This is a genomic window from Sporosarcina saromensis, from assembly GCF_033253735.1.
In the GTDB taxonomy this organism is placed as follows: Bacteria; Bacillota; Bacilli; order Bacillales_A; family Planococcaceae; genus Sporosarcina; species Sporosarcina saromensis.
This window is the reverse complement of the sequence record NZ_JAUBDI010000033.1, coordinates 1-24,795: the sequence shown is the minus strand read 5'-3', so window position 1 is coordinate 24,795 and position 24,795 is coordinate 1. Positions and strand designations below refer to the sequence as shown.

Below are 24,795 nucleotides of genomic sequence, written 5' to 3'. Positions count from 1 at the left end.
CGCCGATAGGATTGGGGCACGATTGAACCACATTCAAGCCGCATGATTCTTGTTTTTTGAAATACAATCTATAAATTCTGCCCTTGTTTGTATTTTTAAAAAGAGGAATTATGAAATCGATTCGAATAACTCAAATTAATGCTATTCGTTTGGCTTTGTATACTTCTCAAGAACTTTCTTGCCGCTATCAAGTATATTTTTATGATATTGGTTTTGAAAAAGGTCATATATCAATTCCATTTTCCCTAGGCTTTTGTAAGTAGCAATTAGATTAATATCCTCGTCATTTTTATACACTTTATCGATTAATAAACAGAATTCCTTAGTAGCCTCCTGGAATTTAAATGGCATAGATTTATGGTTTGATTCATGATCTTTTCTTTTATTATCTTTGGTTTCAAGTTCTAGATTTGTATCAATCACTTTTTTTAGATAGTAGTAAAATGCATCTAAGTCTTTGCATTTTTGTAATGAGGTAATTGTGTAGGCACTAAATTCGGAGGTGTCAAAGGTGTACAAGGAATCATAGAAAATGTACAAGTCCTCGATCTCCATAATTTTTTCTGTGCTGATTATTTCTTTGATCCGCGAGCTACTCTTAAGATATTCTTTTAATTGATCAGGTAGTTTTGATGCCAAAATTAAAGAAATCATTTCATCCAACTTCTTCATCCCTTTCTTCAAATACGAGCTGCTTGATATCATTGATATTGTAGCATACCTGGGCCTTTCTTGTAGACTATAGTCCGTGGACTGAACACCACATTTCTTTGAGTATGAAGAAAAAGAGTGTGGTGTAGATTCAATGGAAGTTGAACAAGCTTTTGGGAAAATACTGAGAAAAATCAGGATGGAAAATTCTTTATCGCAGGAGGAACTTGCATATATCTGTGGATTAGATCGTACATATATAAGTCTTATGGAAAGAGGAAAAAGGAAGCCAACTATCAATACAATATTTGAGTTGGCGAAAGGATTGGATGAAAGACCAAGTGATTTAATTAGTTTAACTGAAGAGCTTTTCAATTTGAATGTAGATTAACTTTCTTATACCTTAATCAGTAGTAGTGGTTAAATTAAGGGTTGGTAAAAATGAAACAGTACACTAAGTGCTACCTTATCAGATTAGAAACAATGAGCCATTTTGTAGATTAGAAATGGCTCTTTATATTTATAAATTGTCTTGGTTTTTCAAAGAAGTCAATTAACCAGTTGCACGTTATTAATATTTTATGCAAACCACCTTATTGGAATTTCAAGGTGAGCAGGATTACTCCTATCCCATTCTGGTTCTAAATCGGTTTCTTTTACAGTAGGAGGATTTAATAAATAATTAGCTAAATCCAACGACAATCGATAATTAGTTTCACCTTTAGTTCTATCAGTTGTTATCTCAATTTCCGGTAACTTATCCTTATTGTCCATATAGCATATGGTAAACCCATAATTTAATTGGTTTAATAAAATTACAAAATTAAAATTACCATCCCAATAATCATTTTTCAGCTCATTCACTCGTTTCTGTAACTCGGGAAGTTCCGGTGAATCTTCAGAATCAATCTCCTGAAAGTAAATTCTATGGTGGTTTAAAAAGCTGGATGAAACTAATAATAAATCGTCTTTTCTATTTAATGATATCTGATAGTTTAAAAAGAGATTTCGATTTCCGTTTTTTGGTGCTACGGCATACATTAAATAAGTTGTATTCCACATTCTTCGAATCCCTGAGAGATTTACAAAACCTCCATAGTAAAAACCACCGACTCCTAAGGATATTAATGGATTTTTAATTGCGAAGTTCTGTAAAAATGCAAGCATATAGATGAAAGATTTTTCATCACCGTGATTGTCTACTAGAAAACTAGCAAATTGTGATGTTTTTTCAGTTAAATATGGGTGCTCTTGTCCACTACCGATGTGTATTATAGAATGTTCTTCCCTAAATAGACCGCTATCCATGCGATTATAAGAGTATAACTTAGGTTCACCTTGATGCATAAATCCCAGTAATAATTCTATATGGGTAAACGGTCCGGATGCGATGACACTTTTAAAAGCATTTATAGGGTCTAATCCCTGCTCTAACTCATTTCTCAAGATTGCAAGTGCTTCTAGCGAATCCTCAAGATCGCCCGCGAACGTTGCCAATACATTATTAGGCAATTTAAAAACTTTATACCTAGTATCCTGCATAATGTTGTCTTCCTCATCAACTAGTTCACCGAACGTTGTATGTGTGCCAAAAGCTTCCCTAGTTTCTTTATCATATCCACCTGAGATTAAACTGTCTGAGATTAAAAATACTGCTGTTTTAGACTTGAAACCAACACAATATGTCAAGTCCTTAGCCTCCTTAAGATATTTTTCTCTAATATTAATCGCAATGAAAAATTTGTTGATTGAATACTAAGCTATTTAATAAATTCAAATTTAATCTTATCATCTTCGAGCTTTAATGCTGCACTAAACTTTTTCCCGGCTTTTGACTTCATTCCTTTAATCATGCTAGTTCTCCCTTTGGTACATAAATCTTTGATATTCTTTTCCGTTAATTTCTTCCCTAACATTTGCCCTGGAAAGGTTTGTTTACAGCCATTTTCATGTTCGGAGCATCTGTAGTACGTTTTTCTTTGAACTATATTTCCCTTTTTACAAGTAGGGCAAGGAGCAATGACGCTGACTTTCTGGATAGCTGTGATATTTTGTTCTAATGCTTGGACTTGTAATTGACTAGGAACTTCTTGGATTAGTTTATTGATGAACCTTGCAACCGTAGCTATAAAATGTTCTGGTGAGCCTTCCCCATTACCGATTTTCTTTAAGTATGCTTCCCATTTTGCCGTCATGGATGGACTAGAAAGAAGATTACCTTCTATGGATTGGCAGAGAATCTTCCCTTTGGGAGTGACACTAACAATATTCTTACTCACTGTGATATATCCATGTCTTTTAATCGTTTCGATAATTCCACTTCGGGTTGCTTCAGTACCAAGACCCTCAACTTCTTTTAAAATCTCCATTTCTTCTTCATTTTCAACAGTTTTACCACAAGTCTTCATCATCCCGATTAATTGACCTTCTGTGTATGGTTTAGGAGGCGTTGTCATACCTTCAATCATTTTTACGACACCTAATACCTTTTCACCCTTTGAAAGCACTGGGATTGCTTGCATAGCCTCTTTTTTTCTATCAACAGTTTCTTGTTTTATATCTGTGAAGAGTTCTTTCCATCCTTTGCTTATCTCCGTGTTTCCAGTAGTTTCAAATTCTAGTCCATTCACATCGGTGATGACTTTTGTTTCTTCATAAATATAATCTGAATGAAACATGGCCAATGTTGTTTTTAGAATTTCAAAATATAGGTTACGTTCTTCAATGGATAATCCTTGTAGCTTTCTTTCGGTTGGTATGCTTTTTGTCGGAACGATTGCGTAGTGCTCTTGGACCTTGGAATTGTCAACATACCGTTTGTTTGGTCGTTTTGAAGCAATTGGGAACGAGATACCAGCAATTTGTTGATAGCGTTCTACGTTATCCGCGAGATAGGCAAACTCATTGTCAGTAATGAATTGTGTATCTGTTCTTGGATAGGTGACAAGTTTCTTCTCATAGAGTCCCTGTACAAGCTTTAGTACATTTGCAGGACTATACCTCCATTTCTTATTTGAGACAGCTTGTAGCGTCGATAGGGCATGTAATTTTGGAGATTTGGCACGCTTCTCTCTCTGCGTTATAGATTTTACAAATCCCTCATTTTTCTCCAAAATGTTATGCTGTTGCAAAAGTTGCTGGACTTCATCTTTTTTATCGCTTTTAATCTTAGCTTTTCCTTTATACTTTCCACTTTTAGCAGTGAACTTCCCTTCGATTTCATAGAAAGGGGTAGAAACAAAGCTTTCAATTTCTTTTTGCCGTTGATAAATGAGATAGACCGTTGGCGATTGAACCCGTCCAATCGAAAGGCTCTCTGTGAAGCCTTTTTGCTGTAACAGAAGGGTATAAAGCCGACTTCCATTCATTCCAACGAGCCAGTCGCTAACTTGTCGTGTTTTTGCTTCGTAATAAAGCAGCAGGTCTTTTTTATTATCTTGAAGGTTATTGAATCCTTTACGTACTTCATCAACTTCCAATGAGTTGATCCATAGGCGCTTAATCGTCTTATTCCTCGCACCTGTCATGTAGTAGATAGAATAGAAGATATTAGATCCTTCACGATCGCAATCGCAGCAGTTTAAAATCGTTGAAATGGAAGGATCATTGAACAGTTGTTTAATAAAGTTGAACTGAACCCTCTTATCGTAGGAAACCTTATACTCATATCTACTTGGCAGAATGGGCAAAGACGCTAAATTCCAAGAAGCCCATTCTTTTCGATATTCTTTTGGCTCTTTCAACTCAACTAAATGTCCAATACCCCACGTAATAATCGCGCCGTTAGGAAAGGTGCTGCATGGGTTTAGTTCAATATGCGTTTTGTGACGAGCTTTTACTGAAAAAGCATCTGCATATGCTTTTGCTTGTGATGGTTTTTCGGCTAGGATTGCTATTCTAGTCATAGAAGTCACCTCTTTGTAGATGTGCTAATTATTATTGTTATTGACGTAATCATTATATGTAACAATTCTGGCGCCACTTATTCCAATGTTCCTGTCATTCGTCTGCATATTCCGCAAACTCACTATAAATATGATATGATATATACGAACTAATTTTCGTATTTTTAATTCTATCAAATGATTGAAGGGAATGGAACAAAGATGACGATGGAGCAAGACTATTATCCAAACCTGTACCATTATCGATTAGGTAAAAATCTCCTTGGTGGTTTGTCAATAAAAGACCAAGAGGAAAAAGTCACAACTTTTATACAACGAAAGTGTAATAGCGAGAATCTCCACTTCTTTATTGGTTCAGGTTGTTCTCTTCCAGCAGTTCCTTTAATGGGATGGACTTTTGATAAATTAAAGAAAGGAATTCTTCAAGAAGAAGTTCTGGGTGATTACTCTGGTGAAAGTTTGGATATTGAAAACTATTTAAACTGGTTAAAAAATGCTATTACATTTTTAGGAGAAGAGACCCAGGAAGGCATTAAATTTAAAAATGCTTTTGATACAACAAAGAAAGGTTTGCTAGATTCGATGCCAAAAGGTCACGTAAAAGGTATCAATAAAGAAATTGATGTGGCGCTAGATAATTATCGCGACTTTTACAGTACCATATTTTCACAACGGGAATTCAAAAAAATGGCACCAGTTAACGTCTTCACAACAAACTATGATTTATTTAATGAAGTTGCCATGGAGAATCTAGGAATTCAATATACGAATGGATTCCGTGGAAGTGTGAACCGTGTTTTTGATCCATCAGTATATCGTCTAAGATTGGTTGATGATGAAAATAGGTATAAAGATAAATGGAATGTTATTCGTCGTTATGTAAAGTTGTATAAAATTCATGGTTCGATAGATTGGAAATACAATGAAACAATAAATTCTATTGTGCAATCAAATTCTGATGAAAATGCCGATGTCATGATTTATCCAACGATAAATAAACATTTGGAGACTCAGCAATCCCCGTACTCAGAACTATTTCGCGAACTGACAATAAACCTTCAAAAAAAGAATTCAACATTGATTGTTGTTGGTTATGGTTTTCCAGACACACATATCAATCAACTAATTACTCAAGCGTTAAATAATGAAGACTTTAATTTAATTGTTTTTGGTAACAAAGAAGAGATTGCTGCATCCCAATTTTTTGATCTCCATAAAGAGAAAAGAAACTTCCATTTTATTGGCGGTAATTTTTCTGGAAAAGCAGATGGTCATCACTTTAAAAATGTAATTCGGTTCTTATCAGGGAGTGAACAGTATGCTCAATCAAAATAGTATAGGTATTGTTAGTAAGGTCTTTCCAAATAAAATAGTTATTGAAATACCGGACACTTCGAAGGTAGACCATAACTTTCTTGGTGATTTATATATGTGTGAAGGGATTAATACATTTATTACGATTTATAAGTCAAGGTTTGAAAAGTTTGTATATCAGATAGTAAGTTTGTATGAACAAGAAAAACCATATATTCAGGACGAAGAGGAATCGAAGTTTTCTGGGAAGGCTTACTTCGAAGCTACACCATTAGGTGAAATTCAAAATGACAAGTTTGAGTTTGGATTATCTAGATTTCCTATGATTGGAAATGATGTTTTTATGACCATCAACGAAGATATAGAAACTATCTTACAATTAAATAATGAATGTATTTCAATACCTTTAGGAACAATGGCAACCCACAACAATTATTTACCTAGGTTTTCAATTGATAATTTACTCTCACATCATATGAGTATTTTAGGTAATACGGGATCTGGTAAATCTACTACAGCCAGAAAGCTATTACATGAAATTGTTCATTTGTCAGAAAAAATGGAGATAGATATTGATAAAGTGAATTTTGTTATTTTTGATGTACACGAAGAATACGAAAGCCTTCCTAAACAGTATGTAGGTGAGGTTATGATGGAGGATATCGCAATCCCTTTAGAGACACTTGGGATTGACGATTGGATTAATTTGGTGCAACCCTCCTCGGCGATTCAGTTACCAATATTAATGCACGGATTGAGAATGGCGAATTTATTAGAACAGGAGAAAGTTGAAAACAATTGGATTAAAGCATTCTGTGCACTAGAATTGTATAATAATATTCAGACTGATGCCGTAGCGAAAAGATCCAAAATAATTGGCCTTTTGAGTGAACTTGGTATTGACGGTATGGACAAGATTTTAGGGACATACACGCAGTTTGGAAATTTTGATTCACGTACTAATGACGAGAGGGTATTTAAGGAGACGATAAAAGAGTTTATTTTAGCTCAATCAGGATATCAATATCAAGAATGTAAAGTTAGAATTGAAGAGTTAATTGATTCTGCAAATTGTTCAATTAGCAACTTAGGAAATTTAATAACTGGTATTGATATTATATTTCTTTTTGAAGAAATGAAAGGAAACGCTCAAGTTCGTTCTTATTGTTCGACACTTGTTACAAGAATTGAAAACTTGTTAGCAACATATTCACAAACAATGTTTGATAACAATGTTGAGAAGAGAGCAAATTTTCAAAGAATATTAGAGTTAGATAAAAGTTTTACTATTTTTAAGTGTTCTAATATTAATGATACAGATTTATTATTTTTTACTGGTTATATATTGAGCTTCATTTACAACCAGCAAAAAGAAGTTAGACAGATGATTGGCATCCCAAGCAAGCTAGTACATTTTGTTTTTGACGAGGCGCATAAATATATAAGCGAAAGTAACAATGGGGACAATTTACGGTCATTAAAGATATTTGAACAGATCGCTAAAGAGGGAAGGAAGTTTGGGATATTCATGGTATTGGTAAGCCAAAGGCCAAGCGAACTTTCTAAAACTGTACTATCGCAATGTAACAACTTTATCCTACATAGGATCAGAAATAACATTGATATAGATCAAATGAGAAAAAGTATTCCATACATTAGCGATTCACAACTAATTAGAATTTCGTACTTGAAGACGGGATCAGCACTATTAGTTGGTGAAGCCTTTTCAGTCCCTATGGAATTAATTATTGATGGTGCTGAGTACGGGAAGCATTCTATGACTGTTAAACCTTCTGATGTATGGAGAATAGATATGGACCAAATAATAGAAGAGCGTCATTTACAGGAAAGTCAGTCGTAAAAATATATCCGTTTTTACAATCATTGAAAAAGGAGGAATAAACGTGTTTTCGAGAGCAACGATCATGGATATTATGTTTTTATTACGTGACATTAATACTCACGCAACCCTGAACACATATGCTTTCAGATATGGATTAGATAAAATAGCTGTAGGAAGCAATAAAGATGAAAGGGTACTCGCTATTGGTAGATTTTTATTAGAAAATCCACAAACACCAGGAATTCTAGGTGACAATCTGACATATGAAATTGTGGAAGATGTTATTAGCAAGACAGTATCAAATAATTATCATTTTGATACCGACAACAATGAATTTGTTGATTATCCGCAGTTAAGGAGACTTCTACTAAAAGATGGATTTGTAATAGAAGATGGTATATTAACTAGAACATTTGATACAGACATAGATTTTAATACCAATGAAACTTTATTGGGAAAGTTACTTGACAAGCACAACCTAGACGTAGCAAAGGGTCATTATAATCAAGCGAATAACGCATTTAACCGCGGTGATTGGGCAGCTTGTAATAGTCAGTTAAGGAGTTATGTAGAGGAATTGTTTAACACATTAGCTGAAAAAATAACTGGACTCTCTTTTAGCGATAGCCATTCAGCGAGAACTGCATTATCTCAATGTAATCCACCGGTATTTTATAAAGGGTTAAATGAGTGGTTAGACAATGGACAAGGATTCTTCGAGACGTTTTGGAAAAGACTTCATCCAGAGGGATCTCATCCCGGGCTTTCAAATGAGGATGATTCAATATTTCGACTTAATCTTGTGCAAATTTCAACGCTAGAAACTTTAAGGAGATATGATCAAAATTATTTTTAATTTGGTTAAATGGTTATGAATTAGAGGATTATAAAATCCCTGCTTTTTTGAGAAATGCACATAATTCCAGGTATTTAATCTGATTATGTGCATTTTTATATTTACGTGAAAATTAAATTATTATCAGATCTCTATACAATACAGTAATAAGGATGTAATTTATTATTGTGTACACAATATTTTATGGAGATATGTCATTGTCGCACGCATTAATGACCGTATCTGTCCCGCGAATGAGCTTCTTCACAATCTGAAACTGCTTGAACTTCCCTTTCGCTACTTGAAATTCATATCGGTCGGGTAGGATTGGCAGACTTCCGAGCGTCCACCGTTTCCAAGCAGGGTTGTATGCATGCGGCTCCTTCAACTCGACCAAGTGACCGACGCCCCATGTGATATAGGCACCTTCCGGAAAGATCGGACACGGGTTGATCTCGAGGAACCCCTCATACTTCCGCACGGAAAAAGCGTCCGCATACGCTTTCGCTTGAGAAGGTTTTTCGGCTAGGATGACTGGCTTCACACTAGCCCCTCCTTTCATTATATGATGAAACGTTCGTTCTGTTATTATCGCATAAATGGACGAAGTTTACGAGTTGGGAGGAAGGATCTAAAGTGAGATTAATCTTCATAAAAGGTGAACAAGTGGGGAAATTCACGTTTGTTTCATTTGTTTGAGTGACTGTCATCAGATTCATGGCCAAGGTCATCTTTAACACTACTACAGGATACTGATGTCAGGAGATGATATAATAGCATTTACTGTATCATTATGAGCATAATACATAATTTGTTATATGAAAACTTACAAATAAAGGGTGGGGTATAATGCAATTCATGCTAGACCGTTCAATAAAAAAACCTATTTATAGGCAACTTGTAGAACAAATAGAGAATGCAATTATATCGGGAGATTTATCTCAGGACCAGCCATTGCCATCTGAACGTGAGTTGGCAAAAAACTTACAGGTTAATAGAAGTACGGTAGTGACTGCTTATGATGAGCTAGAGGCAGTCGGATTAATTGTCAGAAAGATAGGAAGCGGCACGTATATAAATACTGATATATGGGGGCTAACTCATAAAAGGGTTCCCAATTGGGGGAGATATGTAGAGGATGGCTCATTTCTTCCGAATCTTCCGTTGGTACAAAAACTTCGTAATGAAACTGAGCAAAAAGGAGTGATTAACCTATCAAGCGGGGAACTTGCAACAGATTTACTACCTAACGTCCAATTCTCTAGGATTCTTAAGGAGTATGCATTTGATGAGCATTTAGGTTACGATCATCCTTTAGGCGATGCGGGATTACGAGAGACCATTTGTAAACATATGAAAACTTATAAAAGTATGGTAGTTGAGCCGGACTCCATATTGATTACATCGGGTGCCCAGCAAGCAATACACCTAATCGTTCAATGCTTGTTAAAACCAGGGGATACAGTAGCGATTGAAGACCCATCCTATGCATTCTCTTTACCGATCTTTCAATCATTTGGTGTTAAAACGCTCTTACTCCCAGTTGATCAACATGGTGTAAATCCTGATGATATTGAAGCTTTACAAAGAAAACATCGAATTCGTATGCTCTTCTTAAATCCTGATTATCAAAATCCTACTGGCACGAAAATGTCGCTGGAACGCCGAAAGAGAATATTGGAATTATCATCAAAGCACGGTTTCCCCATAATAGAGGATGATCCTTATAATTTGACGTCATTCGACGGGTGCATTGGACCTACGTTAAAGTCAATGGACGATAATGATAATGTTTTATACATTAGTTCGTTATCAAAAGTGGTTGCATCAGGACTGCGCATTGGTTGGATTATTGGTCCGGAAAAAGTGATTAAACGCTTGTCAGACGGCAAACAGCAAATTGACTTTGGCCATAGTGTTTTTCCGCAATGGATAGCAAATCAATTTCTAGATTCCCCCCAATTTGACAAACACGTTTCAGATTTAAGGATTCAACTGAGAGAGCGAAGGAATGCGTTAATTTTGGCATTGGACAGCTTATCTAAAGATGAGGTTACATATTTAGTGCCACAAGGCGGAATTCATTTATGGTGTAAAATGAATCACGAAATTGATGAATATAAGTTACTTGAAGAATCCATGAAAAAAGGCGTTTCATTTGTACCTGGGAGAATAATGGGCTCGAAAAATGGATACATTCGATTTACTTATGGCAAAGGGAACGTAGCTTCAATAAAAGAAGGCATTTCTAGGTTTGTCTACGCGCTAAGAAATAATGGGGGAATGTTTGAAAATGTAAATTCTAGAGAACTTCAATAACTTTTTAGTTCCCCCACCAATCTTCGACGGTTACTGAGACACGAGAACGACATGTACTATTTCACTGGTTCCGAACCGTCCTCTGTTGTTAATAAATTATAAATATGCCTACAAGAACTACTATAATAATAAATGGGATTGCTAGAACATAAGTCCATAGCAAAGAAGAAAAACTGTTTTCACCCTTGTAACCTTTATTCATAGAATTAGCTGCGGATATGGTCATAATTAGTCCGACAGCTAAAACAATAACTACAAAAATGAATGAAACGATGAGTGCTACCGTCATGACTTACTCCTTCTTATAAATATTTTTTATTCTATCGTTATAATTTTATAATATAAAACATTTTCGAGAACCATCCAATTAAGGGTTATTTAAACCAACCACTTTTTGAGGGAATTGAACAGTTACTAACTCAACTTTCGTACCTGAAAAATCACTGTAACCACGTGAATACTGAAGGTTAGCTAGTAACGCAATAGTACGGTTGACATTGGCCTAACATAAAGAAAGACACCCTTCTTTTTGGTATAGTGGAGTCATCACACAACACAAACCATAGAAGAGGTGTCTCCCCTATGATAAACCAAAATACACGTGAAATACATATGCCAAACGAAGCTGAAATAGCTTTTAAAGAGCTTGAAATGAATCGCCATCTGCGAAAAGCGGGCATCACCAAAGCGTACTGGTTTACCTGTAGCTATCTTTTCCGGCTCGTTTTCTGCTTGATCTTTCAGCACAGAAACTGGTTTTCCCTCCTGCAATCCAAAAAAGCAGCCGACCTTCGTGGTAAAGATACAGTCTATTGATTCTTGGAGAGGCCGACGTTCAACTGGCGTAGATTCCTTTTATCACTGAGCAGCACGGCAATCGGAAAAGTCCTAATTGTAGATGATTCAGCCTACCGTCGTGACCGCAGTAAGAAAGTGGAGCTCCTTGCCCGTCTGTATGACCACGCATCGGGAAAGTTCCACAAAGGATTTAAGATGCTGACCCTAGGCTGGTCGGATGGCAGGACGTTCGTGCCAATTGATTTCTCACTTCAAAGCTCAAAAAAAACGGAAAACGGAATTTCTCAAAAAATTGATAAGCGAACCACTGGCTATCGGCGTAGAAAGGAATCCCTTGAGAAATCTACGGATCTGCTTCCCAGCATGGTACGTCGTGCATTAGATGCGGGAATCGAAGCGGACTTCCTGCTGATGGATTCCTGGTTCACCATGCCTGCACTGATAAAGCAGATCCTTGCGGAAGGCATAGGTGTGATTGGCATGGTTAAAAAAAGTAAAACTCGTTACCTCATCGATGGGCACCTTCTCGATCTAAGGCAGCTCTACCAACGGGCCCACAGGCAAGGGGGAGAGAAAGGGATTCTTCGTTCCATCTACTGTGAACTTCCGGATGGTATCCGGGTGAAGATTGTGTTCGTGAGCAACCGGAATAAGAAAAGCGATTGGCTCGCCATCCTTTCCACAGACACGACGCTTTCCGACCGGGAGATTATTAAAATCTATGGGATGCGCTGGGATATAGAAGTCTTTTTTAAGACGAGCAAGTCGCTTTTGAAGCTAGCCACTGAATTTCAAACACAATCCTATGGAAGTCAGATTGGCCATACAACCATTGTATTTACACGGTTTATCCTACTGTCTTGGCAACATCGCAAGGAAGCTGATCCACGGACAATTGGAGGATTATTTTATGAGCTGTGTGACGAAATCGATGATCTTGACTGGGCCTGTGCATTGCAGGAATTAGTCGGGTTTCTTGAAGATGCCCTACAAAAGATCGGTAAGCGCACCCAAAATCTGATTAAAAAGCAAGTCATGCATTGGATGGAAGGACTGCCTTGTTATATCGGGGCTTATTTGCCGATTTCACTCTGCGAAAGTTGACTAAAACTATCTATAAGCATACCATTCATCCGTTTGAAAGTACTGGAACGTTTCGATTTTGATATTGTTAAATCTACTTATATAAATACTTGTACAATTAATAAAAACATAAAGGATAAGGTTTGGGGCAACTAACCGGAAATGGTTAAGCAATCGTTCAAATTAAATGTCAACAATTTAGGGAATTAAAGATAAAAGAAACTTGAAAATGCACATAAATCTAGATGTTAAATCTGATTATGCGCATTTTTTATTTATGTACAAATGAAAAAATAGCGAGATATCTATGTAGTATTTAAATAAGGATAAGATTGTTTATTATGTACACATGATTTTATGAAGATAAGTCGCTGTCACACGCATTAATAACAGTATCCGTCCCCTTAATGAGCTTCTTCACAACTTGAAACTGCTTAAACTTTCCCTTTGCCACCTGGAACTCATAACGGTCCGGCAAAATCGGTAAGCTGCCGAGCGACCAACGTTTCCAAGCAGGGTTATACGTATGAGGCTCTTTCAATTCAACGAGGTGGCCGACACCCCATGTAATATAAGCCCCGTTAGGGAAAATCGGACACGCTTGAATCTCCATATACCCTTCAAATTTACGCACTGAAAAAGCGTCTGCATACGCTTTCGCTTGGGAAGGTTTTTCAGCTAGAATAACTGGTTTCATGGGAGCACCTCGATTGATCTGTAGTACGTTCGTTCTGTTGGATTCATTATCTCATATTTTGGGGTGGGTTGCTATGCAAGGAAGATAGGTGTATTAATTGCCTTCTAGTAAAACAATATAAATGATATACTTGTAGTCGCAGCTACATTTCTAGCGGATGGGCGGTGGCACTCCCTTAATGAAAAGGGGGTGTTTACATGGTGACTTACGAAGCAATGGACATGCTATTACAATTTGGAATGTTCCTCGCTATGATGGCAACAGCTATCGTTGCAATAGTTGCTCTCTACACCAATAGAAAAAAGTAACCATCCTCCGCTATTGGCATAGGTGAGATAGTTACTTTTTCTTGTTAACATTCTTATTTCTAGCCAACCGCTCTGCAAGCGGATGTAAGTTGCAATTGACTGGGTGTTCGCGCATCCAGTCTTTTTAGTATATGTTCATTATAAGTAATAATATACAGTTTATCAACTGGAGAGCTTGTTCTGTTTTAAGTCTATATCGCGCAGTCTCTAAAAGTCATTTTCGGGCAGTTTGCTAATTATATAATGAATTTGTGCTCCCTATATTTTTTGCGATACTATATAACTGTAGATTTAAAACTGTTAACAAGAGTCCACCATAGTATAATGTGAGTAAATGGGTTGGCTTATGATGAAGCAAAATTTATCTGAAGAGGACCCAATAAATACAGTCTTACATCAAATGAGACATGCGAACGCTTCTACACACATCTGCGATCTAGACTTCCTAATCAGCGATAATCATCACATTTTCTGCTACTTGCTTTTGGTCAGTAGAATTTGGGTTTTCGACTAACTCAAAAGAAACCCGTTGACCTTGTTTAAGAAATCTAAATCCATTAGTAAAAGTTTCATGATTAGGAGAAATCGCGCTGAAGTGAACAAAAACGTGATTCCCATCTTCCCCGTCAAGCATAATGCGACCATAGCCTTTATCTTCTTTATACCACTTAACGATTCCTTCTCGTTTCATATCAATTCGACCTCCCTTTGCCGGTTAAATAAAATCCAATTGTTACCTTCTACCTGAGGTTTCACGAATTTGTTGAATGAATAATTCCAATGCCTTTGTGGCGTGTTGGGACTTATTTGTTACATAGTAAAAAGTCCTTGAATCCTTGTATGTGTCAATTGTTAGCGCCTTCATTACTCCTCTATCGATCTCATCCTTTACGGATACTTTCGACATAAAAGAGATACCAATGCCTTTTTTTACAGTTTCTTTGATAACTTGTGTACTCCCAAACTCTAGTAGTTTTTTCGGTGCTAATTGTGTACGGGCGAACATCGTATCCGTTACTTGTCTAGTACCCGACCCGCTTTCGCGGATTATCCACGTTAAGTCTGCTAATTCGGATACAGTAATTTCTGCTCCATTATCCAGTGGAAAATCTTTAGGGACGATGACGACCATATCATCTTCTGCAAAAGGGACAGTGAGTAGTTCATCGTCAAACATTTCACGTTCAATAATACCAATATCTAATTGCTTTTGTTTTACTTGATTGGCAATCCGTATAGAGTTTTTAATTGTAATCTTCGGATTGATTTTTGGATGCTGCAGTATAAATGCCGAAATGATCGTAGGAAGCAAGTATTCCCCAAAAGTAAAGCCTGAACCAATTGTTAAAGGTCCGCTAACTCCTTCTTTCAGCTCATCAATCATTCTGCCTGCAAGCGAGTATTGTTTCATAATCTGTTTGGCATGTAGGTAGAGAATTTCACCAGATTTAGTTAGTTGTATCCTTTTATTCGTCCGGTCTAGGAGCTTGGAATTGAAATGCTCTTCTAGTAGTTTAATATTTTGACTCACGGCAGATTGGGTAATAAACGACTTCTCAGCAGCGCGGGTCAAATTTTTTTGTTCTGCAACTGTTATAAAGACATGTAGTAGTCGATCCATGCTTCACCGCTTTCTTCATCATTAGTTTTTCTTATGATGAACTCAAAAATAAGTAATTTTATTTATCAACATATTAATGTTAATATTTTAATTAGTCAATAGATTAAAACAACATTGGAGGGTTTGCATATGAATTTAGCAAAATTACCAAGAAGAAAGTATAGTTACGGACCAACACCGATTGAATACTTAAAGAATTTGACGGAACATCTTGGAGGACCTGAAATTTATATAAAAAGAGATGACCTTCTTGGATTGACAGGCGGAGGAAATAAGACAAGGAAATTGGAATTCTTAGTGGCCGATGCTCTAGCTAAAGGGGCAGATACTTTACTAACATGCGGTGCAGTACAATCCAACCATTGTCGTTTGACATTGTCTGCGGCTAGAAAAGAACAGTTAGACTGTCACCTCGTGCTCGAAGAACGTGTACCAAATAGTTATCATAGAAATTCTAACGGTAACAATTTTTTATTCAACTTACTTGGCACGGATGGGATTACTGTCGTGCCAGGTGGATCCAATATGCTCGAAGAAATGGAGAAGGTCGCTGAGAAACTTCGTAGTGAAGGAAAAAAACCTTATATTATCCCTGGAGGGGGATCCAATGAAATTGGCGCAACAGGCTACGTCGCTTGCGCACAGGAAATGATGATGCAGTTATTCGACCAGTCTTTGGACATCGACTGTATTGTGACACCTAGCGGAAGTGCAGGTACGCATGCAGGATTAACAGTAGGCATGCGGGCAAGCAACAATCCTATACCAATTATCGGCATCAGTGTGAATAAGGACAAGGAGACACAGGAAGGGAATGTTTACAAGCTCATTCAAAAAACAGCGGATTTTCTAAACGTAGAAAATGCCATCGATAAGAGTGCAGTAAATGTATACGATGATTATGTCGGACCAGGCTATTCGCTTCCTACTGAAAAAATGACAGAAGCAATTGAAATGCTTGCACAGCATGAAGGGATATTATTGGATCCAGTGTATACCGGTAAAGTAATGGCTGGATTCATTGATTTAGTTCGCACGGGATATTTCTCAAAAGGTCAAAAAGTGCTGTTCTTGCATACAGGTGGTTCGCCTGCGCTCTATGATTACACATCCTTGTTTCAATAAAACCTATGATCGTTAAAGGAGTACAAAGTGGAAAGTGAAGCTTCTCAAATAGGAATGCCACGTTATCATAGAAGGGATTGAGAAAATGGAAGAGAAACGTCTTGAAATGTATGGTGGGGTCTATGGCGGATTAATACCTATTGGAATATTATTGGTTGGGCTAATTTGGTTATCGGCAACAGGCATGGGCGGTACAACTCCATTTTGGGCTGCAGGTTGGGCAGCCCTTGCCCTTGGCATCCTATTTGCGAAGAATAAAACACATTATTGTGAAGCGATTATTCGTGGGATTAGTGACAAGAACGGTATGATTATTGTTTGTGCAGCTTTGTTTGCAGGTGTCTTTGGCGTTTTGATGGTTGCTGGAGGATTAGTTGAAGGCTTGTTGTGGTTTGGATTGGAGACAGGTGCGCAAGGTGTAGCATTTACATTAATTGCTTTTGTTGCGGCTATGACTTTTTCAATGGGAACGGGAGATAGTACAGGTACAATTCTCGCTTTAGCACCTGTCCTTTACCCAGCAGGATTTTTCTTAGGTGCAGATCCGACGATGCTTGCTTTGGCAATTTTGTCTGGAGCAGTGTTCGGTGATAACTTAGCACCTATATCTGATACAACAATTGTATCCGCTTCCACACAAGGAGCAACAATGAAAGATGTCGTTAAGACGCGTTTTCCACTCTCAATAACGGCGGCAATCCTTACTTTCATTATCCTCGGAATTTTTGGCGGAGGTGGGAAAGTTCAAGAACTGCCGAATATGGGAGCTAGTTTGAGCCCTTCTGGTTTGTTCATGCTCTTATCTTTAGTGGTCGTACTTGTTTCATCTTTACGTGGACGGCATATTATTGAATCGCTTATATGGGGAAATCTAACTGCTATGCTAATTGGACTTCTCACAAAACATATTACGCTCCATCAAATCTTTCATATTCCCGCATCGAGAGATAAGACGACAGGAATCATTCAAGATGGTATTACAGGAGTAACGGGAGTAATTGTTTTTGTTCTATTAGTACTAGCCGTGACGCAAATCTTAATTGAAAGCGGTATCATGGATAGATTGCTCAATTGGACATTAAAAGTTGTTGCTAAAACAGTAAGAAGTGCAGAGCTTTCGATTATCTTTACAACAATCTTAGTGTCTATCCCTATTTCTGCAAATACGCCTGCAGAATTACTAGTCGGTCCTACCTTTGTTAAAAAGGTCGGTGAAAAATTTAATTTGTCTCCTGCAAGACGTGCAAATTTAATGGACTGTGCAGTGTGTACAATTTTCTATACAATGCCTTGGCACATTGCTGTCGTTGTTTGGTATAGTACAATCAGTTCAGCGGCTGGTGAATGGGGAATCATTGCCCCTAGCATTGCTGCTGCGTTCATTAATCCATACTCATGGGCTTTGCTTGCTGTACTTTTGTTCTCAGCCATAACAGGTTGGAATCGAAAATTTGCAACTGCTGCAGAATTAGAGGAAATTACGAAAGAACGATTTGTGAAAGAGAAGCAACAAGCGGAATATATGACGTTAGAAAGAGTGGAATGAAAGAAGGGAAGGCAATGACGCGTATCATTAAAGGAAACTATATTTACGAATTCTCACACGAACACAAACCGGTTGCTTCAGTATGTATTGGTGAATCATTTATCGTCGAGACGATAGATTGCTATAGCGGCAACTTACAGTCGGAGAACGATTTACTAACTAATTTTCCCCATTTGAAGCCTAACCCGGCAACCGGTCCAATCTTCATTGAAAACGTCAGTAAAGGTGATCTATTAGAAATTCATATTCAAAAGATAGAACTGAGTGAATACGGCATTATGCCTACCCGACCGAACAGAGGCTGGCTAGGCGAGTATATAAGAGAACCACAAACAAGAATACTTCCAATTGACAACGATATCATTACGTTGAATGAAACAGTGCAATTCATAGCAAATAAAATGATTGGTGTCATAGGTGTTGCACCGGACATAGGAGCGGTTCCGAATTCAACACCAGGTGATCACGGCGGGAATATGGACACGAAAGATATTACGGAAGGGAATATATTATATTTGCCGGTGTTCCATCCAGGTGGATTACTTGCCTTAGGAGACTTGCATGCTGCAATGGGAGATGGTGAGTTAAATGGCTCAGGTGTTGAAGTCGGTGGAAAAGTGACACTGACTGTCAATAAAATTGAAGGGTTTCATTTAAACATGCCAATTGTGAAAACTTCTAATGAGGTAATCATTATAGCGAGTGCTAAAGAGCTTCAAGATGCTATAAAAAAATGTATGAAGGAAGCAATTCGACTCATTCAACAGAAAAACGGACTAGAATTTGCCGATGCATATCGACTAGTGAGTGCGAAAGGAGATTTACGTATTAGTCAACTCGTTAACCCTGAAGTGACCGTACGCATTGCACTGCCTAAAGAATGGATTGCAATTTAGAAAAATGGCAGAAGGTGTTTATGCTTAGTTACACAACCTATTGAAAGCAATCCAACAGCAATTAATCAGGCAATCCGTGGCGGTTGGGGTTACACCAATAAGTTATACTACACGTATAACGGAATCCAGTATCAAGTTGGAGTAAACTTACGTACAGGTAGGATTTCCACGGTTTATCCAACTTAACATATCTTGCTCCATAAAAAGGGGAGTTCAAATGATTAAGGTTCAAACATTTCTATCAAACCCAAAAGTTGAAAGACCAGGGTGCGTAGGGTATGAACTTCTAGAACTTTATTGCTGGCTGGAAAGCTGTTCTTTGAGAAGTATCTCGAATGTAATAAAGATAGAGCTTACTTACCCACATCAGAGAAAATTGATAGGTTATTAACATTAGTAGACAAGCTATAAAGTTAAATTAAAACCACCTTTCGTTGAAAAGTAGGGATACATACCCGACTAGACAACGAAGAGGCGGTTTTTATGGTCGTAAGAGGCACTATTTTCTTTAACACTGAGCACTTTGGAAATCCCGATAGCTAAATCATCTGGCTAATGCATCAGTCGTAGTTGTAAATCTTGATGATTTATTCAAATCTAATCAGAATCCCAGTTCCTAGAGTCCCATTTCTTAATAGTAACCCATAGCTGTTAACTGTATCAGGAACCGTGAATTCTAAAATTGCATGTAACTTTCCACCTCGATAGCCATTTAACTGTTGTTCATTTTCCCACGCTATTGCCTCTATTACACTAAAGTTACTGGGACGATAGGATTCTTCCCCGGCAATGATTGAAAAATCGTGTTTAGGGAACATTTCGTATTTCATCGTATCCAGTATTTCAAAGGTAAACTCGATGCCAATATTCTTCATTCCTGGGGCAGGTTCAGGCAAACCACTTTCAATTTCTTTCGCTTCGTAAAACAGAGTGCTCCCCCAACCTTTATCTATTGTGGATTCATCTTCGTTAAACTCAATTAAATATTCTTTTGAGAGGCCATAAGAAGTTGTTATTTCTTCATCAGAAGTTGTCTGATCTTCTTTGTTACTAGACGCTACACTGCCTTCAGTCGGTGTAAAAGCTTGTTCTACGTCTGCGCCTACTCCAGAGCTAGAGTTCTCAATATTTGGCGCAACTTTTATCATTGTGAATAAGAAAGTCCCTATCAATGCGATTGATGTTGAGAGTACGACCCATTTTAAACGTCTTTCCACATCTTTTCGATTTGAAATATTTCCACCAATCCCTTGATTGGGTACGATGCGAACTGCCCTTTCTGCTGGGAGAATTGTTCCGATTAGTCCGATCAAGACGGGTATCAATCCTGTCAGTAAAATAAAACCAATTTCTTCTTTTGGGAAGGCATTGTATAAGCCCCAGATGATCGAAAACGCAATCGTTAAGCCGATTATTGCCGCAAATAGGCCACTAAAAACCCCTTCTGCTAAGATGAGTCTACGAATACTCCATCTTTTCCATCCTATAGATTGAAGTAATGAAATTTCTTCTCGTCGTTCCGAAACGTTTTGCCACATAATCTCGGCAGTAGTAAGAATCGCAATAATTAAGGAGACAATAATCGCAACATAATGTGCAGGGCCAATCTCCAAAGCTACGTATTCTCCGAGTAAAGAAGTGTACATAATTCCTCGTAATCTAAATGTGATATACAGAAATACGGCTAGTAGGGCAGTCGGTAAGGCAATCGATATAATCGATAGACAGCTTCTTTTCCACTTTCCGATAAAATGATTAAAAGCCATACGATTAATTCCTTTAGCTTGGAACAACCGCTTACTTGTACTTGAGATTTCACCCGTGCGCATTGCTTCATACGGGGAAATATTTCGTGCCATTAGCATCGGAATGACTGAGCCGAGCAGATAAACAATTAGCCCAAATAAACCAGTCCATAAGAAACGATCAAAAGATATCGTAGCATTGCTCGAAACATACACAAAACCTAGCATAATCCAGGAGATAAATGCCACAAAAAGACCAATTATAATAGATTCTAAGAATAATAAGCGATTCAACTGACTAGGTCGCCAACCAATTGATAATAAAACAGCAAACTCTTTTCGCCTAGCTAGCAAATTCACAATACCTGACGCCCAAACATAAACGATTGCGACTGCTATAACACTCGCTACAATACCTGAAAATCCAATTTTCGTTTCTTTAAAAATAGAAATAGACGATCCGATGTTTACCCAAGGCTGTTGTAACCAGCCGATATCGCTTTCCTCATTTAAACCAGGAACATACGTTAATGCTAATTGTGGGGAAGAGCCTAAAGTGATATCCGTAATAAGCCCTGTTCTCTTTTCAATCTCTTTAGCTACCTTTTCTAATATTGCTTGGCTATCCTCGCTTAAATCGGCCACACCTGCTACCTTGATACGAATGGCTGAAATCGGCTCATCACCTAGAAGCTTTTCAGCAGCTTCAAGCGTTGTGAGCATGCCTGGAGGATCAGTTAAAAAGTTATACGGGTCGCCTGTTGGTTGTAGCTGTTTAGGTGGATTCATTGGGTTGCCTTCTGCATCCATTACAAACTCAGCAGTAGCGGGTCGATAGGTTTCCATTGGAAGTTCGCTTGTAGGATCCTTTGATAGAGATAAATTGCTCGCATCGTAAAAGCCAATCCAGTTTGGTTTGATGCGTGGCCAATCAATAAATTCTTCTTCAATATATCTTGGTTCTCGATAAGATTCTTTGTCTTTATAGACCGCACCAACATTTTTCCCATTCTGAAATGGGATTACCTGATAAGCATACGGCCATCTATCTGTATAGGGACTAGCGATTTCTTGAAACGATATTGGGCTTGGTTTATAGACCACTCCCGTTATGTTTTCTGTCTCTTGAGCTTGTAAAAGTACTTCACCAGTCTTCCAATCCACACCAGTCATGTTACTAATAAATTCATGGAAGACTTCTTCGCCCGTAACGGAGAACGTCTCAATAACCTCACCGTCGATTGTGTTCAAATATTCTTTTCCACCGTTTTCTTTTACCTTTTCCATAATTTCATTCGAATTATCATTGGTTATATCAATATCAAGGCGTTCAAAGATAATCTTCTCCACTTTATCCACATATGATTGCTTGTTGACAATAATAGGGAATTCATGATGACCGCCGTTTATATTATTAAAGTAATAGCCGTCAGAATCATCAAAGTATCTACTGGAACCTAAAGATAAAATTGCGTCATCCAAACCAACAAGTTTTGCTTCTTGTTCAGGATCTATCCCAGCTAAAAGAGATAACGAGTTCACTATTAAATCTGGCAGAGGGCTGCCCACTCCATACTCAGGTCCTTTATTCATATTATTCCAGACATCACTTACAAAATAGTAATTCCCACTATCCGTTTTCTTATCCAATCCGTTGTCTACAGTAGTCTCCATTACCCTTCTGTAAATACCATCCTCCGGCAATTCTGCATACCCAAAATCTACTTGATAATCTGCATACCCAATCATTGCAATGGGAGCAGCAATTTCTACGCCTGGTATATCCTTAATCGCTTCATATTGTGCAAGACTAATCCCTCCACTCATCCCACTTAGATAATTCGGCTCTAATAATTTCTTCTCCTCTGTTAGACTACGAGTTCCTTGTGGCCGAACAACAATGTCATAAGAGGCAGACCATCGTTGTTGTAAGTTATCTACAATTGTTCCTTTATTCGTTTCTGACAGTCCTACTAAATAAGTTAAACCAGCACTAACGATAAAAGCACCAATGATCAGTAGAATAAAACGGTCTTTCCTCCGCCACCAATTCTGCCATATAAAGCGAATCATATTGTTGCCCCTACTTTATCTGAAAGTACGTTGCCGTCTTTCATTGTAATAATTCGGTTTGCTTTCGCTGCAAGTACTGGATCATGAGTCACAAATAAAACTCCGCACCCAACTTGTTCGTTTAATTCTTTTAATAAGTCATAAATCTTAGCCCCTGTTTCTGTGTCTAAATTTCCTGTAGGTTCATCCGCTAGTAGCCAGCTTGGTTTATGTACAATGGCTCGAGCAATAGCAACTCGCTGTTGTTGTCCACCAGATAACTGGGATGGAAGCGCATTCATTTTATCGAGTAGTCCAACCTGCTTAAGTACTTCTTTAGCTCTTTCTACTTTATCGTAAGGGACTTTTCTGGAAAACAGAGGGGTAAGAACATTTTCTAATGCTGTGAGGGTAGGCAGAAGATGAAATTGTTGAAAGATGAATCCAATTTCTTGAAAGCGAAAATCGGCTATTTTATTTTTGCCTTTCTTTAATATTTCCTCATTGTCATAGGTGATTTTTCCCTTACTTGGTTTGTCTAAGGTTCCAATAAGGCTTAACAATGTTGATTTTCCAGAACCTGATGTTCCGATAACAGCAGTGAATTCTCCTTTGTGAAAAGATAAATTAACATTGTTTACTGCGACTGTTGTTGTTCCATCCCCTTCAAATTCCTTCTGGAGATTCTTGCATTCGATAACATTCATCACTATCACCCTCCGACTAAACTGAAAATATATTGTCCATACATTTCTACTATCTTATTTTTAAAGATTTTATAGCTAAACAGTACCAATGAAAATTGTTGTCTCTCATAATATACCATAAAAACAAAAAAATGTTGGATTATTGAAAATAAAAAGTAAATATCCGTTCTGTAATGTGTTTGTAGTAGGTTTAGCAAGTCTATTAGCATGAAAGCAACCGTTGATGAGTATTATCAAAGACAAAATCAAACAAATGTTCTATGATAATGGTAACTTGATAGGGAGGTACGTTGCGTGAGACCGATACTTAGCAAAGAGTTATACCCGCAAGATTTTCGCAATTATTATTGGTTAAAAGAAGAGCTGCAAACATTTTGTAGAGAGAATGGAATGCGTGTTTCTGGATCGAAAATGGAGCTGACGGAGAGAATTTCAGCCTTTTTGCAAACAGGAGAAATTCAAAGACCCATCCAGAAAGAAAAATCTCCTTCTAAGAAAGCGATGAATACCCATCTCAGTTTGGACACGATCATTTCGGATAACCACTGCTGTAGTCAAGCCGTACGAGCGTTTTTTCAATCAGTCATTCCGAACTTTCATTTCTCAACGTTTATTCAAAACTATTTTAGAGAAAACGCAGGGAAGACCTATTCGGACGTTGTCAACGCATGGCATGAAGAGGAAGAGCGAAAAAAAGACCCGGCGTATCAAAGGCAAATTGGCTCACAGTTTGAATACAACCAGTTCATTAGAGATTATTTTGCGGATCCTACTAACAAACATAAGAGTCGAGCAGATGCAATAGAAGCTTGGCATACAATTAAAAGGCTACCGGGGAGTAATAAGTATATTCCAGGGAATGAACAAGAAATATAGGAATATCATATAAAACATTTAATTTTTGAATTTTAAAGAGTAGTTGTTATAATTGTTATAACGGTTTTATCGTTAAAATATATAAATGCTGTTTGATGCTACTCTAAAATTAGGACTCAGCGAATAGGGAGAGTTATAATAAACTTATCCAACTGAGCGGAGTGAAAAAAGATGAAAAGACAGTATGACAAAGAATTTAAAATGGATGCAGCCAAGTTGGTTGTGGATGCAGGTAAAACGGTAGCACAAACAGCTAGAGACCTGGGTATCGCGGAACAGACGCTGCATAACTGGGTGAAAAAGTATAAGGAAGACAAAGAGGGCAGCAGTTTTGTCGGTAGTGGCTACAGCACACCTGAGAAAGAGGCCACACGTGATCTTCAGAAACGGGTACGGGATCTGGAAGAAGAGAACGCGATCCTAAAAAAGGCTATGGGCATCTTCGCCAAAAACCAGAAGTAATCTATTGCTTCA

At 37.6% G+C, this 24,795-nt stretch carries 19 protein-coding genes and 2 pseudogenes; 12 read left to right on the top strand and 9 right to left on the bottom strand.

Annotated features, from left to right (window positions below; translation table 11 throughout):
* Positions 1 to 141: 141 nt before the first annotated feature.
* Complete coding sequence (locus QT711_RS18925; RefSeq protein ID WP_317946809.1) at positions 142 to 663, bottom strand: hypothetical protein; 522 nt, start codon at positions 661 to 663, stop codon at positions 142 to 144.
* A gap of 142 nt (positions 664 to 805) precedes the next feature.
* Between QT711_RS18925 and QT711_RS18920 the strand changes: the two genes are divergently transcribed.
* Positions 806 to 1,042 (top strand): helix-turn-helix domain-containing protein, encoded by a 237-nt coding sequence (locus QT711_RS18920; RefSeq protein WP_317946808.1) that lies wholly within the window; start codon positions 806 to 808, stop codon positions 1,040 to 1,042.
* Positions 1,043 to 1,230: 188 nt separating this feature from the next.
* Here QT711_RS18920 and QT711_RS18915 read toward each other — a convergent pair whose 3' ends face one another.
* Together QT711_RS18915 and topB are read right to left on the bottom strand one after the other, a co-directional pair.
* The gene (locus QT711_RS18915) at positions 1,231 to 2,340 is read right to left on the bottom strand and encodes an Ntn hydrolase family protein (protein ID WP_317946807.1); all 1,110 of its coding nucleotides are present in this window, start codon (positions 2,338 to 2,340) and stop codon (positions 1,231 to 1,233) included.
* A 71-nt stretch (positions 2,341 to 2,411) separates the two neighbouring features.
* Positions 2,412 to 4,556, bottom strand: a complete 2,145-nt coding sequence (topB, locus tag QT711_RS18910) for a type IA DNA topoisomerase (RefSeq protein ID WP_317946806.1) — start codon at positions 4,554 to 4,556, stop codon at positions 2,412 to 2,414.
* 177 nt (positions 4,557 to 4,733) lie between these two features.
* On the opposite strand from topB, the gene QT711_RS18905 reads away from it, so the two are divergent.
* From QT711_RS18905 to QT711_RS18895, 3 genes are read left to right on the top strand one after another with little or no spacing between them, the layout of a single operon-like run.
* The gene (locus QT711_RS18905) at positions 4,734 to 5,891 is read left to right on the top strand and encodes an SIR2 family protein (RefSeq protein ID WP_317946805.1); all 1,158 of its coding nucleotides are present in this window, start codon (positions 4,734 to 4,736) and stop codon (positions 5,889 to 5,891) included.
* Positions 5,875 to 7,731, top strand: a complete 1,857-nt coding sequence (locus QT711_RS18900) for an ATP-binding protein (RefSeq protein WP_317946804.1) — start codon at positions 5,875 to 5,877, stop codon at positions 7,729 to 7,731. The genes QT711_RS18905 and QT711_RS18900 overlap by 17 nt, the downstream gene beginning before the upstream one ends.
* A 43-nt stretch (positions 7,732 to 7,774) precedes the next feature.
* Positions 7,775 to 8,569 carry a hypothetical protein gene (locus tag QT711_RS18895; RefSeq protein WP_317946803.1) on the top strand — a complete coding sequence of 265 codons (795 nt, stop codon included), beginning with the start codon at positions 7,775 to 7,777 and terminating at the stop codon, positions 8,567 to 8,569.
* Positions 8,570 to 8,750: 181 nt separating this feature from the next.
* Here QT711_RS18895 and QT711_RS18890 read toward each other — a convergent pair whose 3' ends face one another.
* Positions 8,751 to 9,092 (bottom strand): toprim domain-containing protein, encoded by a 342-nt coding sequence (locus QT711_RS18890; protein WP_317946802.1) that lies wholly within the window; start codon positions 9,090 to 9,092, stop codon positions 8,751 to 8,753.
* A 305-nt stretch (positions 9,093 to 9,397) separates the two neighbouring features.
* Between QT711_RS18890 and pdxR the strand changes: the two genes are divergently transcribed.
* Positions 9,398 to 10,867: a MocR-like pyridoxine biosynthesis transcription factor PdxR gene (gene pdxR / locus QT711_RS18885; protein WP_317946801.1), complete on the top strand. Its 1,470-nt coding sequence runs from the start codon at positions 9,398 to 9,400 to the stop codon at positions 10,865 to 10,867.
* A 582-nt stretch (positions 10,868 to 11,449) separates the two neighbouring features.
* Positions 11,450 to 12,769: pseudogene (locus QT711_RS18880) on the top strand (IS4 family transposase).
* Positions 12,770 to 13,103: 334 nt separating this feature from the next.
* Here the strand turns inward: QT711_RS18880 and QT711_RS18875 are convergent.
* Positions 13,104 to 13,445, bottom strand: coding sequence for a toprim domain-containing protein (locus QT711_RS18875; protein ID WP_317946800.1), 342 nt, complete (start codon positions 13,443 to 13,445; stop codon positions 13,104 to 13,106).
* 197 nt (positions 13,446 to 13,642) lie between these two features.
* On the opposite strand from QT711_RS18875, the gene QT711_RS18870 reads away from it, so the two are divergent.
* Entirely contained in the window at positions 13,643 to 13,753 is a 111-nt protein-coding gene (locus tag QT711_RS18870) for a putative holin-like toxin (RefSeq protein WP_317946799.1), read from the top strand.
* 445 nt (positions 13,754 to 14,198) lie between these two features.
* Here the strand turns inward: QT711_RS18870 and QT711_RS18865 are convergent, their stop codons facing one another.
* Together QT711_RS18865 and QT711_RS18860 are read right to left on the bottom strand one after the other, a co-directional pair.
* Positions 14,199 to 14,444 (bottom strand): cold-shock protein, encoded by a 246-nt coding sequence (locus QT711_RS18865; protein ID WP_317946798.1) that lies wholly within the window; start codon positions 14,442 to 14,444, stop codon positions 14,199 to 14,201.
* A 42-nt stretch (positions 14,445 to 14,486) separates the two neighbouring features.
* Positions 14,487 to 15,374 (bottom strand): LysR family transcriptional regulator, encoded by an 888-nt coding sequence (locus QT711_RS18860; RefSeq protein ID WP_317946797.1) that lies wholly within the window; start codon positions 15,372 to 15,374, stop codon positions 14,487 to 14,489.
* A 129-nt stretch (positions 15,375 to 15,503) separates the two neighbouring features.
* On the opposite strand from QT711_RS18860, the gene QT711_RS18855 reads away from it, so the two are divergent.
* The 3 genes from QT711_RS18855 to QT711_RS18845 all read left to right on the top strand — a co-directional run bounded on the left by QT711_RS18855 (position 15,504) and on the right by QT711_RS18845 (position 18,941).
* Positions 15,504 to 16,499: a D-cysteate sulfo-lyase gene (locus QT711_RS18855; RefSeq protein ID WP_317946796.1), complete on the top strand. Its 996-nt coding sequence runs from the start codon at positions 15,504 to 15,506 to the stop codon at positions 16,497 to 16,499.
* An 85-nt stretch (positions 16,500 to 16,584) separates the two neighbouring features.
* Entirely contained in the window at positions 16,585 to 18,045 is a 1,461-nt protein-coding gene (locus QT711_RS18850) for a Na+/H+ antiporter NhaC family protein (RefSeq protein ID WP_317946795.1), read from the top strand.
* 14 nt (positions 18,046 to 18,059) lie between these two features.
* Positions 18,060 to 18,941 (top strand): acetamidase/formamidase family protein, encoded by an 882-nt coding sequence (locus QT711_RS18845; RefSeq protein WP_317946794.1) that lies wholly within the window; start codon positions 18,060 to 18,062, stop codon positions 18,939 to 18,941.
* A gap of 587 nt (positions 18,942 to 19,528) precedes the next feature.
* Here QT711_RS18845 and QT711_RS18840 read toward each other — a convergent pair.
* Together QT711_RS18840 and QT711_RS18835 are read right to left on the bottom strand one after the other, a co-directional pair.
* Complete coding sequence (locus QT711_RS18840) at positions 19,529 to 22,759, bottom strand: ABC transporter permease (RefSeq protein WP_317946793.1); 3,231 nt, start codon at positions 22,757 to 22,759, stop codon at positions 19,529 to 19,531.
* Entirely contained in the window at positions 22,756 to 23,448 is a 693-nt protein-coding gene (locus QT711_RS18835) for an ABC transporter ATP-binding protein (RefSeq protein ID WP_398296392.1), read from the bottom strand. The genes QT711_RS18840 and QT711_RS18835 overlap by 4 nt, the downstream gene beginning before the upstream one ends.
* A 291-nt stretch (positions 23,449 to 23,739) precedes the next feature.
* On the opposite strand from QT711_RS18835, the gene QT711_RS18830 reads away from it, so the two are divergent.
* Together QT711_RS18830 and QT711_RS18825 are read left to right on the top strand one after the other, a co-directional pair.
* Complete coding sequence (locus tag QT711_RS18830) at positions 23,740 to 24,321, top strand: DUF6434 domain-containing protein (RefSeq protein ID WP_317946791.1); 582 nt, start codon at positions 23,740 to 23,742, stop codon at positions 24,319 to 24,321.
* 171 nt (positions 24,322 to 24,492) lie between these two features.
* A pseudogene (locus QT711_RS18825) lies at positions 24,493 to 24,795 on the top strand (transposase); the annotation flags it as partial.

What these genes read in the sequence shown, in the direction of transcription:
- QT711_RS18920 (WP_317946808.1), top strand. Translation starts at nt 806, where the DNA reads ATGGAAGTTGAACAAGCTTTTGGGAAAATACTGAGAAAAATCAGGATG.
- topB (WP_317946806.1), bottom strand. Translation starts at nt 4,556, where the DNA reads ATGACTAGAATAGCAATCCTAGCCGAAAAACCATCACAAGCAAAAGCA.
- QT711_RS18905 (WP_317946805.1), top strand. Translation starts at nt 4,734, where the DNA reads ATGATTGAAGGGAATGGAACAAAGATGACGATGGAGCAAGACTATTAT.
- QT711_RS18900 (WP_317946804.1), top strand. Translation starts at nt 5,875, where the DNA reads ATGCTCAATCAAAATAGTATAGGTATTGTTAGTAAGGTCTTTCCAAAT.
- pdxR (WP_317946801.1), top strand. Translation starts at nt 9,398, where the DNA reads ATGCAATTCATGCTAGACCGTTCAATAAAAAAACCTATTTATAGGCAA.
- QT711_RS18875 (WP_317946800.1), bottom strand. Translation starts at nt 13,445, where the DNA reads ATGAAACCAGTTATTCTAGCTGAAAAACCTTCCCAAGCGAAAGCGTAT.
- QT711_RS18870 (WP_317946799.1), top strand. Translation starts at nt 13,643, where the DNA reads ATGGTGACTTACGAAGCAATGGACATGCTATTACAATTTGGAATGTTC.
- QT711_RS18865 (WP_317946798.1), bottom strand. Translation starts at nt 14,444, where the DNA reads ATGAAACGAGAAGGAATCGTTAAGTGGTATAAAGAAGATAAAGGCTAT.
- QT711_RS18860 (WP_317946797.1), bottom strand. Translation starts at nt 15,374, where the DNA reads ATGGATCGACTACTACATGTCTTTATAACAGTTGCAGAACAAAAAAAT.
- QT711_RS18855 (WP_317946796.1), top strand. Translation starts at nt 15,504, where the DNA reads ATGAATTTAGCAAAATTACCAAGAAGAAAGTATAGTTACGGACCAACA.
- QT711_RS18850 (WP_317946795.1), top strand. Translation starts at nt 16,585, where the DNA reads ATGGAAGAGAAACGTCTTGAAATGTATGGTGGGGTCTATGGCGGATTA.
- QT711_RS18845 (WP_317946794.1), top strand. Translation starts at nt 18,060, where the DNA reads ATGACGCGTATCATTAAAGGAAACTATATTTACGAATTCTCACACGAA.
- QT711_RS18840 (WP_317946793.1), bottom strand. Translation starts at nt 22,759, where the DNA reads ATGATTCGCTTTATATGGCAGAATTGGTGGCGGAGGAAAGACCGTTTT.